The sequence below is a fragment of the Pseudomonas sp. ACN8 genome (assembly GCF_002303925.1).
Taxonomy (GTDB): domain Bacteria; phylum Pseudomonadota; class Gammaproteobacteria; order Pseudomonadales; family Pseudomonadaceae; genus Aquipseudomonas.
Window position 1 is genome coordinate 42,866 of sequence record NZ_MRCS01000044.1, and the last position, 13,166, is coordinate 56,031.

The following is a 13,166-nucleotide window of genomic DNA, read 5'->3' on the forward strand; positions in this document are numbered from 1 at the left end:
GCAATCAGCCCGCGCGAAAAATCAGGTGATCTTCCCAGTCATCTTCCGGCACGCTGCCTTCGGCGAGCATGCGCCCGGACTGGGAAATCCGCTCGTGATGAACGGCATCGCGATCACCGCACACCAGGTGATGCCACAACGGCAGGTCCTTGCCTTCGCTGACCAGGCGATAGCCACAGGTCGGCGGCAGCCATTTGAATTCGTCGGCCTTGCCCGGCGTGAGCTGGATACAGTCCGGAACGGAGTCTCGACGGTTGGGATAGTCCTTGCACTGGCAGGTTTTCAGGTCCAGCAGTTTGCAGGCGATGCGCGTGTAATAGACGCTGTTGTCGTCTTCGTCTTCAAGCTTTTGCAGGCAGCACAATCCACAGCCGTCGCACAGCGACTCCCATTCCTCCTGATCGAGTTGATCGAGGGTCTTGCGTATCCAGAACGGTTCTACTTTGGCGGCCATGGTTCGGGTATCGACATCAGGTGGTGAAAAGGCCGCCAGTCTAGTGCCCGTAGCCCCGCGGGCCAAGCATTGGCGACTGTCGGTAGAACGGGCTTGTCAGTTTTTGCGCTGCCAAGTAGGGTTTTGCGTTGCTCCCACTTTCAAACGTAGCCAGGAATCTCTTGATGAGTGCCAACCCACGCGTTGCCGATTACGCCATTCACCCTCAGTTCACCGATCGCTGGTCGCCCCGCGCCTTCACCGGCGAAACGATTCCAGAGGAAACCCTGCTGAGCTTCTTCGAAGCCGCCCGCTGGGCACCCTCGGCCTACAACTCGCAACCCTGGCGCTTCCTTTACGCACGTCGCGATACGCCGAACTGGGAGCGTTACCTGGGTCTGCTGAACGAATTCAACCGCAGCTGGGCGCAACATGCATCGGCCCTGGTGATCGTGATTTCGAAAACCACCTTCACCGCACCCGGCGCCAGCGAAGAAACCCCGGCCCTGTGGCACACCTTCGACACCGGCTCCGCCTGGGGCCACCTGGCCTTGCAAGCGAGCCTGAGCGGCTGGCACACCCACGGCATGGCCGGTTTCGACCAGGAGCTGACCCGCAAGGAGCTGAACATTCCCGAAGGCTACGCACTGCACGCGGCCGTCGCGGTGGGCAAGCTGGGGGACAAGGCCAGCCTGGCGGATTACCTGCAAGCCCGTGAAGAACCCAGCCCGCGTCGTCCGTTGAGCGAGTTGGCGGCCGAAGGTGACTTCACCCTCTAAGCCACTACACATAGCAATGTGGGAGTGAGCCTGCTCGCGATGAGGCCGTGTCAGTCAACGTTAATGCGAATGACACACCGCTATCGCGAGCAGGCTCGCTCCCACATTGGGTAGTGGTGATTTCAGTAACCGCGTTCGAAATCCACTTCCCCGCGCAATGCCTCTCCCGCCTCATAAGCCCGCAGGTTCTCGACAAACAGCTTCACCATCATCGAAGGCGAAGTCGGTGCCGAGCTGTGCCCCGTCAGCAGCAGGCCCCAGGCCGTCCAGAACGGATGTCGCTGGGGCAAGGGTTCCTGACGGCACACGTCGATCACGGCGCCCGCCAGATGCCCTTCCTTCAAGGCATCCACCAGATCCGCATCGACCACTGCCACACCGCGCCCGGCGTTGATGAACAACCCGGTCGGCTTGAATTGCTTGAACAGCGCCGCATCGTAGACATCGTGGGTTTGCGCAGTGTTTGGCAGCAGATTGACCACGTAATCGACTTCACCGACCAACCGCGGCAAATCCGCCATCGAACCAACTTCGATAAACGGCGCCTGTTCCCGCGCGCTACTGGCCACGCCATACAACTCGACGCCGAATGGCACGAGGAACTGCGCCACACTTTGACCGATATCACCGGTGCCGACGATCAACACCTTGCGCCCCGCCAGGCTCTGGCCATGGCGACTGTCCCACTTGCGCTCGACCTGGCTGACCAACCGCGCCAGCACTTCACGTTCGTGACCGAGCATGTACGTGAGCACGTACTCGGCCATGACCTGGCCGAAGATTCCGACTGCACGGGTCAGCCGATAGTGCCGCGGCAAGCCATCGGCCAGCAGCGGCGTGATGCCGGCCCAGGTCGATTGCAGCCATTGCGGCTGATGGCCCTGGCGTAACAGGGTCGCCAGCAAATCAGGCTGGCCGAGCCACACCGGGCAATCGCCGGCCTGGCTGGCCAGTTCGGCGGAATCACCGCTGGTCAGCACCTCCAGGTCCGGTGCCGCCTCGCGCAACAGTTGGGCGTACACGGGGTAGTCGTGTTCAGCAATCAGGACGCGCATGCTTCAAACCTTTCAAAAACGGTGCAGACGGCCGCCGACAGTGCTGTGCATCCGTCGATGCGGCCATCGCTAAAATCAATCAGTGTTTCATAACCACTCTGAACAGAGCCTGTCTGCCGCTCACACCGGATCGTTGCGACGCAACAACTCTTCCGGCAAATGCTCGATGTACTCGTCTTCGGCAGGTGGCATTTGCAGGTGATAGCCCTGTTTTTCGAGGTTTTCCAGCACGACCGCGATGTCCTCGCGCGACAGCTTGCGCTCGGGGCTCAGCACCAGGTCGAACGCGTGGATGGCCTTGCCGAAGGCTGCCATCAGGGGGTCCGGCACGCGCTCCAGAGCATCGCTCTTGAGCACATACAGGTACATTTCGTTTCTCTTCGAGCTGCGGTAGATGGAACAAATACGTTTCAAGGCTGTTCTCCGGCGGTGGCCAGGCTGTCGAGCAGCGCCTGGCCCATCAACTCGCGGCGCCAGCCACGCAGCGAATCAGGCAATTGGTAGGGACCATTGGGGAAGCCGCTTTTGAGCAGCGCTTCCAGGGTTTTCTTGCGCAGCATCAGTTCCGGCGCGATGTTCAGGCGCTCGGCTTCGGCCTGGCCTATGGCCTTCATTTGTTTGAGCAGTGCAGCGGCATCCACCGGCAACGGCTCCGGCACGGCTGGCGGCCACTGATCAGGCGACACACTGCCAGAGCGCTTGATCAGATCAAGCAGAAACTCGCCGTCCTGACGCACGGTACGCGGGTGCATGTCTTCGATTTTCGCCAGGGCGCCGAGGTTATCCGGTTGCGTACGCGCCAGCGGCCACAACGAATGTTCGCGGATAATCCGGTTGCGCGGCAGGTCACGGGCCCGGGCTTCCTTTTCGCGCCAGGCGCAGAGCTCACGTAAAACGGCAAGTTGGGCGCGGGACAGCTTCCAGGCCAGCTTGGCATCCCGATAGACCTCGTACGGATCGATCTCGCGGCGCAGGTTGGCCACCAGTTCGGCGCCGTCTTCCAGGACCCAGGCGCATTTGTCGTCAGACAGCTTTGGACGCAGCTTTACGAAGACTTCAGCCAAATGCACGGCGTCTTCGGCCGCATAGCTGATCTGGGTTTCGGAAAGCGGACGTTGCAGCCAGTCGGAACGGGTTTCACCCTTGGGCAGGTCGATGCCGAGCACTTCCTGCACCAATCGCGAATAGCCCATGGAAAAACCAAGGTTCAGGTAAGCGGCAGCGAGTTGCGTATCGAACAGCGGCACCGGCAGGCTTCCGGTCAGACGTAGCAGAACTTCGAGGTCTTCGCTGCACGCGTGGACAACCTTGAGCACCGCCGGGTTTTCCAGCAACGCGGCCAATGGCTGCCAGTTGTCGATGGTCAGCGGGTCGATCAGATAGGCGCGAACACCGTCTCCGATCTGCAGCAGGCCGGCGATTGGGTAGAAGGTGTCGACCCGCATGAATTCGGTGTCGAGGGCAACGAATGGCAACTGTTGCCACTCGGCGCACAACCGTCCGAGGCTATCGTTGTCGCGAATCCAGTGAATATCGATGGCCACACGGCTCTCCCTTGAAGAATGGCGCGCAGTATATATCGCCCCCGGCGATTTCCGCGCATCCACTGAACAAGAGCGTTAGCGAAATTTACTACGTGACATACAGAATAGTCCGACAACGTCGAGCTAGCTGGTCTTACCCAGCACGTAGATCCGCATCCGCGCGCAACCGGGGAAAAAGTCCTGATGGCTGAGCAAACGAAACCCCGCCTGCCTGAACTCGCGTTCCAATCCGGTCTTGCTCGGCAACGGCCGGGCCGGAACGCCCTCCACGCCTGAATGCGCGCCCTTGAAAAGGCCATCGAGGCGTAGCGCGACTATCACCGTATCGCGACTGACCCGGTAAAACTCACCCAGCATCGCCAGACGATGTTCCGGGTTATGGAGGTGCTGGAACAATTGCATGCAGAAAATGCAGTCAACCGCATTCTCCGACAAGCCAATCGAGAACGCGGAGCTTTGAAAGGTCTTGACCCGCTTCAACAGGCTCTGCGAATGATGTGTCCGGGCATGATCGAGGATGTCCTGGGACGGATCCGTTGCGAGGATCACCCGATTCGCGTGCTCGGCCAGCACTGGCCAAAAACGTCCCACACCACAAGCCACATCAAGGATCAGACCAGGCTCGCCAGCGACCTTGAGTGCATTGCGCACCAGACGCTCCTCACGCCAGAGCGCCAGGCGCCCGGCCAGACTCGGCGCTTGCGGCTGAAGGCAAACGCGCGCGTGCTCCTGGTCGTAGTGCCGGGCGATCTCAAGCTCGATGGCGGATGGAGGCTGAGCGGACATGTGCAATGGCTCTTGGTGATAGTTCTACCGGCCGCAGATCTGCGGCCGCCGCGTGAAACAGAATCGGAGTACTCAATCCTTGGCCAACACGCCGTCAGTCACTGGACCACGACATCCGGTAAACATGTCCAGATCCTGGTTGTAGACCTTGCTGTTGACCTCCAGAAGCCCAAGCATCGAATGGAACAGGTTGTCCTGGCTCAGGGGCTTTTCACGGCCCTGTTGCAGACAGTGGGTATCTACCGCAAAGGACTTTTTATAGCTGTCGGAGAACCAGGCAAACATGGCTACATGCTTTTGCTGCTCCGGTGCCAGCATGTAAGGCGTGCCGTGGAGGAACAAGTTGTATTCACCCAGGGACTCGCCGTGGTCAGACAGATACAGCATCGCGGTATCCACTTTGTCCTGGTTGCTGCGAAGCAGATCGATCAGGGTCGACAGCACATGGTCGGTATAGACCAGGGTGTTGTCGTAGCCATTGACGATACTTTCGCGACTGCAATTGTTCAGGGCATTACTCTCGCAAACCGGAGTGAAGCGCTCGAACTCTTTCGGATAACGCTTGAAGTATTCCGGACCGTGGCTGCCCATCTGGTGCAATACCAGTACCGTGTCCTTGTCCAGGGTATCGATGAAGTGTTGCAGGCCTTGCAGCAGGATTTCGTCACGGCATTCGCTGTTGGCGCACAGCGCCGGGTCCTTCAGATTGCTGACGTCTTCAACGGTGACGCGATCGCAGGTACCTTTGCAGCCTGACTGGTTGTCACGCCAGATCACGTCAATACCCGCATGCTTGAGCACGTCCAGCAGGCCTTCTTCGTTTTTTGCCATGCTGGCGTTGTAGTCCTTGCGCCCCATGTTGGAGAACATGCAAGGCACCGATACGGCGGTTTCAGTTCCGCAGGAATGCACATCGGTGAAAGCGATCAGACCATCTTCCTTACTCAGTTTCGGAGTAGTGTCGCGGCTATAGCCAAGGATGCCGAAGTTCTCAGCCCTGGCACTTTCACCCACGACAAGTACTGTCAGGGATTTGCGTCCGTGAGTTTGCCAGACCGGATTAAGCCGGGCATCTTCACCGATCTTGACAAAGGGTTGCCGCGCAGTCGCTACTTTCTCGCGCAAGAAACCGGACGTGGCACCAATGTAGTTGCTTGGCACCACCATCAGGCGCAACTCGTGGTGATTGCGAAACAGCGAAGACAGGCCTTGATAGTTAACCAGTGCAACACCGCCAATGACCGCTGCCGAGGCAAAAATCACCAGAACTTTACTGAGTAGTTCACGGTGCCAGCGACGATAATTAATCGGCGCCTTCCACAATAGCCAGGACGGTAAAATGCCGAGCAGCACAATATAAACAAACAACTTTGGCGACAGTAAGTCGCGCACTTCCGTAGCATTGGTTTCAGCGAAGTTACGCAACATGCCGGTGTCGATAAGAACACCATACTGGCTCATGAAATACGCCACGCCCGCGCTGGTCATGAACAGCAGGATCAGGACCGGCTTGAGCACCGACCGGAATGCCAGCAGGGTCAGCACAATGTTGAACGCTGCGAAGATCATCACCCCAAAGGCCACACGCATGACGATGCCTTTGCCATCGGATGCAGTGATTTCGAACAGGTGCTGCCAGAGTACAAAATTGAAGCCAACTAACAAAAAAGCACTGGCAATCAGTGTCACCCATTCGGGGCGCACGGCTTTAATCTTAAGCATGAGATTCGGCGGGTCCTGAAAAAAGGTGTCTTCGGCAAATGTGAAAATTTCATTTACCGAGACAGCTCTAATTTTAGGTAGCCAACCATCAATTTTTTGTGAAAAAGAAGCCAACAATTAGTTGGCTTACTTATCCCGCCTTACACTTACAGACTATTTGAGAATGTTTCAGCTCTGGCTTAGCGTCGACTCAAGCCTGGTGCAAATACCAGCGCCAGTCCTGCTCACCGACCTCCCCCATGAATTGACGATATTCGGCGCGTTTCACCGCCAGGTAGACGCCGAGGAATTCACCGCCGAAGGCTTCCCTGGCCCAACTTGAACCCTCCAGCGATCGCAAGGTGGTCAGCCAGTCTGTCGGCAACAGTTTCGTGGCCTGGGCGTAGCCGTTGCCTTCCACCGGCGCACCAGGGTCGAGTTGTTCGCGGATACCGCGATGAATACCGGCCAGAATCGCCGCAGCTGCCAGATAGGGGTTGGCATCTGCGCCACAGATTCGATGTTCGATGTGCCGGGAATACGCCGGCCCGCCAGGTACGCGCAGGCTCACAGTGCGATTGTCCACGCCCCAGGTGGCCGCCAGGGGGGCATAGCTATTGGCCTGGAATCGACGGTAAGAGTTGGCGTTGGGGCAGAACAGCAACAGCGAATCGAGTAAGGTACTGAGCATGCCGGCGACGGCCTGCTTGAGCAGCGGCGTTCCATCCGGGGCTTCGCTGGCGAAGAGGTTGTTGCCGTCCTTGTCCGCCAGGCTCACGTGCATGTGCATCCCGGTGCCGGCCAGGTCATCGAAAGGCTTGGCCATGAAGCAGGCTGTCATGCCGTGCTTGTGCGCCACACCCTTGACCAGACGCTTGTAGCGCACCGCTTCATCCATCGCCTGTAGTGCGTCGCAGCGGTGCTCGAGGGTGATTTCCACTTGCCCCGGCGCGTATTCGGAAATGGCCGTGCGCGCCGGAATCCCCTGGAGCTTGCAGGCGCTATAGAGGTCGGCCAGGAACGGCTCGATCTGTTCAAGTTCACGCAACCCATAGACCTGAGTGCCGCGCGGACGCCCGCCATCGACATCCCGTGCCGGTTGCGGCCGGCCATTGCTGTCGCGTTGCTGATCCAACAGGTAGAACTCCAGTTCCGCCGCCATGACCGGGTAATAACCGTCAGCCTGCAAACCTTCGATGACTTTAGCCAGCAAGTGGCGGGGATCGGCAATGGTGGCGGGCATTCCCTCAGTCGGGTGCATGCTGACCTGCACGGCCGCGGTCGGCATCAGGCGCCACGGCATACGCGTGAGGCTGCCGCTGATCGGGTAGGCGCGGCAGTCGATATCACCGACGTCCCAGACCAGCCCGGAGTTCTCCACGTCATCGCCGTTGATGGTCAGGCCGAGGATTGTGCTCGGCAATGGCCGCCCGCTTTCATACACCGTCAGCAACTCATCACGATGCAGCAGCTTGCCCCGCGGCACACCGTTGTTGTCGAGGATGAACAGCTCGAACATTTCAATATCCGGGTTCTGCTCCAGAAAGGTCAGCGCTTCTTGCTTGGTGGCAAACGAGGTCGTGGCACAACTCATGGGAACTCTCTTTTTCCGTGTCAGACAGGTACGCAAAAGCACCCGCACTTTAATCCCGCCATCGAGCGGAATATGTAGGAACAATCAGCGGAAAAAGCAGGAATCCGGCGGGCGCGCATGGCGGCAATGCCACAGCGCCCAAAAAGCCAGTTCAGAAGGAAGTGCAGAGAGGTTTGGCGCGGTGGCTGGCGTGAATCGACGACCAAGGCTCGACGCCCGAGCGTCGATGGATGCCTTGAAGTGGATTGCGACTGGCCAACCGTCCATAGAGAGAACCGCAGAAAACAGATGACCCGCAGACTCACACGATGGCTTAAGTCGTTAAATCAGGATTTGAAGAACCTTGGATATCGTCTGACTAAACATTTGGCTGCGACGTGTATTTAATTTTTAAATACTTCGCCGGAGTTTCTGATTTGCCGCCTCCAGGCCTCGCGCGCCTAATCGGAACCCTTCTGTTCAAGGTCCGATCATGGAAAACACCCGAGCCACTTCCCGCCCTGCCCTCTGGTTCATGTTCAGCATTGTCCTGGTTGCCCTGAACCTGCGCCCTTCCATGGCGGCTGTCGGGCCTCTGCTCTCGGCGATTCGCGACGACATTACGCTGAGCTTCAGTCAGGCTTCACTGCTGACCATGTTGCCGGTGACGGCCATGGGACTGGCGATGTTTGTCGGCCTGCGCATCAGCCAGCGACTCGGCGAGCAGCGCACGGTGGTGTTCTCGTTGCTGATCATCGGCGTGGCCACGGTTTCGCGGTTGTTCCTTGATTCAGCCGCGGAGCTGCTATTGAGCGCCGTGCTGGCAGGTATCGGGATCGCCCTGATCCAGGCCCTGATACCGGCGCTGATCAAATCCCGCTTCAGCGACCACGTTGCCCTGTGCATGGGGCTCTACGTCACGTCGATCATGGGCGGTGCCGCCTTGGGTGCCTCCTTTGCGCCGCTGGTGATGGAGCGTACCGGCAGCTGGCGTATAGGCCTGGCGATCTGGGCCGTTCTCGCCGTGCTGGCATTGCTCTTCTGGCGCAGCCAAAGCGTGGGGATGCCAACACTGGATTCGAGGGCATCCAGCAAAGGTTCGTACTTCGCCAATTCTCGCGCGTGGTTACTCGCGATTTTCTTTGGCCTGGGCACTGCGTCCTACACCTGTGTTCTGGCCTGGCTGGCGCCGTACTACATGGAAAAGGGCTGGGGCGAACAGCACGCCGGATTGCTGCTCGGGTTTCTGACCGCCATGGAAGTGCTGTCGGGCCTGCTGACGCCCGTCATCGCCAATCGCAGCCGCGACGGCCGCGTCGTGCTGATGGTATTGCTGACACTGATCATCGCCGGATTCTGCGGACTGATTCTGAGCCCTGGGCATTTGAGTCTGATGTGGCCATGCCTGCTGGGGCTGGGCATTGGCGGCCTGTTCCCGATGAGCCTGATCGTATCGCTGGATCACCTGGACAATCCATTGCGTGCCGGTGGCCTGACCGCATTCGTTCAAGGCATCGGCTACTTGATCGCCGGCCTGTCGCCGCTGCTGGCGGGGATCATCCGCGACCGGCTCGGCAGCTTTGAATGGGCCTGGTGGTCGCTGACGGCGGTCATGGCGCTGATGATGTTGATGGTTCTGCGTTTCAACCCAAGGCACTACACCCGCCACATCCATTGACCCGGAGCCTGCCATGAAATCCACCGGTTTCGCCGTCGCTCACGCCAGCATGCTGCTTTGGGCCTTGTTGATCGCCGCATCGTTTTCCGCGGCGGCGCAAGTGAGCCAGGCCATCGACCCGATTCTGCTGACCGGTTTGCGCCTGCTGTTTTGCGCCTTGGTGTTTCTGCCATTGTTGCTGCTAAAAGGCGATGCCGTCATGACCGCCCGCGCGCTGTTCGGCCATGCTGTGCTCGGCCTGCTGCTGGCGCTGTACTTCGGTTCGCTGTTCGAAGCATTGCGCTACACCTCAGCCGTCAACACCGGGACGATGTTCACGCTGGTGCCGCTGATGACCCTGTGTTTCGAAGCCGTGCTGACACCTGACAACCGTCTGAAACAACGGATTGTGCCGATGCTGCTCGCCGCTGCCGGGGCGGTTTTGTTGATCATGAAAGGCACCGGCCCCGGCGAGTTGCCATCGCCCTATGCATTGATGGTGTACGGCATCGGTTGCCTGGCGATGGCGCTCTACGCGCCCCTCAGCCATCGCCTGAAAGCCGATAGCCTCAAGGGACGCGGCCCCGTGCCCATGACGTTCTGGAACATGCTGTTCGGTGCACTGTTCCTGCTGGTGTTCTGTGGATTGAGTGGCGGTTGGCGCTCGGCATCATTACTGACGCTCAACGATTTCTATTGGCTGATGTACCTGGCGGTGTTCGCCACACTGGCGACGTTCTGGTTGCTGCACCGGGCCATCGGCGTGATCGCACCGTCCTCGGTGATTTCCTATATCTACCTGAGCACGCTGTTCCTCACCTTGTTTCACTGGCTATGGGGGCGCCAGATGCCGCTGCCGCTGGAAGTGGCCGGCGCGGTGCTGGTAGGCCTCGGCATGTTCGCGTTATTGATGTCCAGCCGCCGCGCCGTGTCGGCGATCGTCCAGGGCTGACAGGGTCTTGGGCGAAACGTCCTGCAAGGCATTTTCCCTGCTCGCTCATTCCGCTAGGATAATTCACCCACCCTTGCGCATGGTCAGTACAGGGGACGTAGCGAGATGGAATGGATGCTCAACAGTAATTCGCTTAGAAAACTCGACATGCAGGACCTCATGGTGTTCGTCGCCGTGTATGAGCAGAACAGCGTCACCGTCGTATCCGAGACGCTCTGCGTCAGTCAGTCCACGGTGAGTTACTGCTTGAAAAAGCTGCGCACCAGTTTCGAGGACGAACTGTTCATCAATACCCGTACCGGCGGCATGCAGCCCACCGGCAAGGCCGGCGCGATGTACCCTCACGTGCTGAAAATCCTGGATAGCATCAACCTGTGTCACGCCGGCTTACCCACGTTTGACCCCGGCCTGCAGCCGGTGACCTTCAACATCTGCGCACCGGAATACTTCGAGCAACTGATCCTGCCGCGCCTGCTGAAAACCTTCGACCTCGCCGATCTTCCAGTGATGGTCAATGTGTTCAAGCTCCAGACCGATATCCCTGCCGAAGCGTTGCGCGAAGGCAGCCTGGACCTGGTGATGTGCTTCGGCCCGAACTTTCATCGCAGTCACGTCGATTTCAAATCACAAACGCTGCTCGAAGATGACCTGGTGTGTGTGTTCGACAAACGCGCCACGCCGGCGGAACCACGTCTGAGCCTGCAAACCTATGTCGAACGTCGACACGTGTTCCCGACACCCTGGACGTCCGCCACCAACATGGTCGATGGCTGGCTCGCGCAGCAGGCACAACAGCGCCAGATCGTTGCACGCGCCAACAGCTACAGTGCAGCGCTGAAGCTGATTACCGGCACCGACTATGTCCTGACCCTGCCCCGGCGCATCCAGCGAATGCTGGCCAGTGCAGACACCTTCAAGCACTGTGAAGCGCCCGAAGGCTTGCCAGGTTTCACCCTCGACATGCAGTGGAGCCAGGGTGTCGATCAGGACAGCGCCAGCACCTGGTTGCGAACGCAAGTGATCCAGGCCTGCGTCGAGCAGGAATCAGCCTGATGTTCAGTTGTTAATGGCGGTCTTGCTGTAGGAGTCGCGATCAATGTCGAGAATTTCCACGCACAACTGGACCTCAATGCTGCTCGGCCACTCACACAGGTCCCGCACCACAGCCAGCAGGCTTTCAGACAGCTGTTTTTTGATCTCAGCGGAACGACCACTCAACAGCGCCAGTTTCACATGCACGAACGCCCGCTCAGCCAGTGCTGTGCCGACCTTGAATGTATTGACCTTGACCGCGCGACTCTTGATGTCGAATTCGGCAGCAAACTGACCGGAACCCACCAACGTATTGTTCAACCGCATCAATGCCACATCGGCATTCAGATCAGTCAGGTTGGCGGTGTATTCCATGTGCAGGTGAGGCATGAGTCAGTTCCTGTAAGTGGGTGGAGAGGTCGTACATATAACACAGCACCGCCCCGTTCATTCGGGCAGTGGCAAAACGGCACGCTCACTCATGAAGGCTTCCAGGCGCGAGCGCAACCAGCGCTCGGCAGGGTCGCTATCGACATGACTGAGCCAGACCATGGACAGGTCCAGGGTAGGTGTCTGGATGGGAAAGGGTTCCTTGAACAGCACTCCCGATGCCGCCATCGCCTCGGCGGTGTAGTCCGGCAGGCTGGCAATCAGGTCCGTCCCGGCAAGCAGGGCTGGCAAAGAACTGTATTGCGGTACCGAGAGCACCACCTGGCGCGTACGGCCGATGTCCGCCAGCCACTCGTCGGCGTAGCCACTGACGTTGGCGGTATGGGACACCAGCACGTGCGGTCGCGCGCAATATTCATCGAGGGTCAGCGGTGTGTCGGAGGCATCGGCGCGTAAAATGCTGGGCTGGATGTGCCGCAGCAACTTGCGCTTGGCATTGGCCGGCAAGCCACGGGTCTGGCTGATACCCACCGTGATATCGCCGGACGCGAGCAAATCGGGAATCCGCCAGTAATCGACATGCTGCACAACGAACACGACGTTGGGCGCTTCCTGGCGCAACGCTCGCAGCAATGGCGGCAACAGCCCGAACTCGACATCGTCGGACAACCCTATGCGGAATGACATCGTGCTGCTGGCCGGGTCAAAATCATGGGTCAGGCTCAAGGCCACGGACAAGGAGTCCAGCGCCGGCGACAAGTGCCTGATGATCTCCTCGGCCCTTGCCGTCGGCTCCATGCGATGGCCAACGCGTATGAACAGCGGATCATTGAACATCGCACGCAAGCGGTTGAGCGCCGAACTGATGGTCGGCTGACCGAGAAACAGCTTCTCCGCCACCCGAGTGACATTGCGCTCGAGCATCAGCGTTTCGAATACCACCATCAGGTTGATATCCGCCTTGCGAAGTTCGTTGCGATTCATCCACTGCCCCCCGATCCCCAAATCTGCTGACAGTTTAGGTAGCGGATGGGACTGCCGTCTATCCGACTCAGGTTCAATAGTCTGATACGGTGTACGAACTTTTCCGCGGACAAAAACAAAACCCCAACTGCTTTCGCAATTGGGGTTTCGGAATTTAATCTTGACGATGACCTACTCTCACATGGGGAAACCCCACACTACCATCGGCGATGCATCGTTTCACTGCTGAGTTCGGGATGGGATCAGGTGGTTCCAACGCTCTATGGTCGTCAAGAAATTC

The 13,166-nt window shown here is 58.9% G+C and carries 13 protein-coding genes and 1 rRNA gene; 4 read left to right on the forward strand and 10 right to left on the reverse strand.

What is annotated here, in order from left to right; genetic code table 11:
- Positions 1 to 4: 4 nt before the first annotated feature.
- Entirely contained in the window at positions 5 to 454 is a 450-nt protein-coding gene (locus tag BSF44_RS22500) for a YcgN family cysteine cluster protein (RefSeq protein ID WP_095945369.1), read from the reverse strand.
- Between the two features lie 164 nt (positions 455 to 618).
- On the opposite strand from BSF44_RS22500, the gene BSF44_RS22505 reads away from it, so the two are divergent.
- Positions 619 to 1,212: a nitroreductase family protein gene (locus tag BSF44_RS22505; RefSeq protein ID WP_095945370.1), complete on the forward strand. Its 594-nt coding sequence runs from the start codon at positions 619 to 621 to the stop codon at positions 1,210 to 1,212.
- 122 nt (positions 1,213 to 1,334) lie between these two features.
- Here BSF44_RS22505 and BSF44_RS22510 read toward each other — a convergent pair whose 3' ends face one another.
- From BSF44_RS22510 to BSF44_RS22535, 6 genes are all read right to left on the reverse strand, one after another.
- Positions 1,335 to 2,267 (reverse strand): D-2-hydroxyacid dehydrogenase, encoded by a 933-nt coding sequence (locus BSF44_RS22510; RefSeq protein WP_095945371.1) that lies wholly within the window; start codon positions 2,265 to 2,267, stop codon positions 1,335 to 1,337.
- A 120-nt stretch (positions 2,268 to 2,387) separates the two neighbouring features.
- Entirely contained in the window at positions 2,388 to 2,681 is a 294-nt protein-coding gene (locus BSF44_RS22515; protein WP_033048390.1) for a YcgL domain-containing protein, read from the reverse strand.
- Positions 2,678 to 3,811: a ribonuclease D gene (gene rnd / locus BSF44_RS22520; RefSeq protein WP_095945372.1), complete on the reverse strand. Its 1,134-nt coding sequence runs from the start codon at positions 3,809 to 3,811 to the stop codon at positions 2,678 to 2,680. Before rnd ends, BSF44_RS22515 begins: the two co-directional genes overlap by 4 nt.
- Positions 3,812 to 3,934: 123 nt before the next feature.
- Positions 3,935 to 4,597 (reverse strand): class I SAM-dependent methyltransferase, encoded by a 663-nt coding sequence (locus BSF44_RS22525; protein ID WP_095945373.1) that lies wholly within the window; start codon positions 4,595 to 4,597, stop codon positions 3,935 to 3,937.
- A gap of 72 nt (positions 4,598 to 4,669) precedes the next feature.
- Complete coding sequence (locus tag BSF44_RS22530) at positions 4,670 to 6,319, reverse strand: phosphoethanolamine transferase (protein ID WP_095945374.1); 1,650 nt, start codon at positions 6,317 to 6,319, stop codon at positions 4,670 to 4,672.
- A 190-nt stretch (positions 6,320 to 6,509) separates the two neighbouring features.
- Positions 6,510 to 7,892 carry a glutamine synthetase family protein gene (locus BSF44_RS22535; protein ID WP_095945375.1) on the reverse strand — a complete coding sequence of 461 codons (1,383 nt, stop codon included), beginning with the start codon at positions 7,890 to 7,892 and terminating at the stop codon, positions 6,510 to 6,512.
- Between the two features lie 472 nt (positions 7,893 to 8,364).
- On the opposite strand from BSF44_RS22535, the gene BSF44_RS22545 reads away from it, so the two are divergent.
- The 3 genes from BSF44_RS22545 to BSF44_RS22555 all read left to right on the forward strand — a co-directional run bounded on the left by BSF44_RS22545 (position 8,365) and on the right by BSF44_RS22555 (position 11,533).
- Positions 8,365 to 9,549 (forward strand): cyanate transporter, encoded by a 1,185-nt coding sequence (locus BSF44_RS22545; protein WP_095945377.1) that lies wholly within the window; start codon positions 8,365 to 8,367, stop codon positions 9,547 to 9,549.
- A gap of 13 nt (positions 9,550 to 9,562) precedes the next feature.
- Positions 9,563 to 10,480 (forward strand): DMT family transporter, encoded by a 918-nt coding sequence (locus BSF44_RS22550; protein WP_095945378.1) that lies wholly within the window; start codon positions 9,563 to 9,565, stop codon positions 10,478 to 10,480.
- Positions 10,481 to 10,594: 114 nt separating this feature from the next.
- Complete coding sequence (locus BSF44_RS22555) at positions 10,595 to 11,533, forward strand: LysR family transcriptional regulator (protein ID WP_095945379.1); 939 nt, start codon at positions 10,595 to 10,597, stop codon at positions 11,531 to 11,533.
- Between the two features lie 3 nt (positions 11,534 to 11,536).
- Here BSF44_RS22555 and BSF44_RS22560 read toward each other — a convergent pair whose 3' ends face one another.
- The 3 genes from BSF44_RS22560 to rrf form a co-directional block, all read right to left on the reverse strand.
- Positions 11,537 to 11,902 carry a 5-carboxymethyl-2-hydroxymuconate Delta-isomerase gene (locus BSF44_RS22560; protein ID WP_095945380.1) on the reverse strand — a complete coding sequence of 122 codons (366 nt, stop codon included), beginning with the start codon at positions 11,900 to 11,902 and terminating at the stop codon, positions 11,537 to 11,539.
- Positions 11,903 to 11,959: 57 nt separating this feature from the next.
- Complete coding sequence (locus BSF44_RS22565) at positions 11,960 to 12,886, reverse strand: LysR substrate-binding domain-containing protein (protein WP_095945381.1); 927 nt, start codon at positions 12,884 to 12,886, stop codon at positions 11,960 to 11,962.
- A 158-nt stretch (positions 12,887 to 13,044) separates the two neighbouring features.
- A 5S ribosomal RNA gene (gene rrf / locus BSF44_RS22570) occupies positions 13,045 to 13,160 on the reverse strand.
- Positions 13,161 to 13,166: the final 6 nt, after the last annotated feature.

Coding starts and splice junctions, on each gene's coding strand:
- BSF44_RS22500 (WP_095945369.1), bottom strand. CDS start 454: ATGGCCGCCAAAGTAGAACCGTTCTGGATACGCAAGACCCTCGATCAA.
- BSF44_RS22505 (WP_095945370.1), top strand. CDS start 619: ATGAGTGCCAACCCACGCGTTGCCGATTACGCCATTCACCCTCAGTTC.
- BSF44_RS22510 (WP_095945371.1), bottom strand. CDS start 2,267: ATGCGCGTCCTGATTGCTGAACACGACTACCCCGTGTACGCCCAACTG.
- BSF44_RS22525 (WP_095945373.1), bottom strand. CDS start 4,597: ATGTCCGCTCAGCCTCCATCCGCCATCGAGCTTGAGATCGCCCGGCAC.
- BSF44_RS22530 (WP_095945374.1), bottom strand. CDS start 6,319: ATGCTTAAGATTAAAGCCGTGCGCCCCGAATGGGTGACACTGATTGCC.
- BSF44_RS22535 (WP_095945375.1), bottom strand. CDS start 7,892: ATGAGTTGTGCCACGACCTCGTTTGCCACCAAGCAAGAAGCGCTGACC.
- BSF44_RS22545 (WP_095945377.1), top strand. CDS start 8,365: ATGGAAAACACCCGAGCCACTTCCCGCCCTGCCCTCTGGTTCATGTTC.
- BSF44_RS22550 (WP_095945378.1), top strand. CDS start 9,563: ATGAAATCCACCGGTTTCGCCGTCGCTCACGCCAGCATGCTGCTTTGG.
- BSF44_RS22555 (WP_095945379.1), top strand. CDS start 10,595: ATGCTCAACAGTAATTCGCTTAGAAAACTCGACATGCAGGACCTCATG.
- BSF44_RS22560 (WP_095945380.1), bottom strand. CDS start 11,902: ATGCCTCACCTGCACATGGAATACACCGCCAACCTGACTGATCTGAAT.
- BSF44_RS22565 (WP_095945381.1), bottom strand. CDS start 12,886: ATGAATCGCAACGAACTTCGCAAGGCGGATATCAACCTGATGGTGGTA.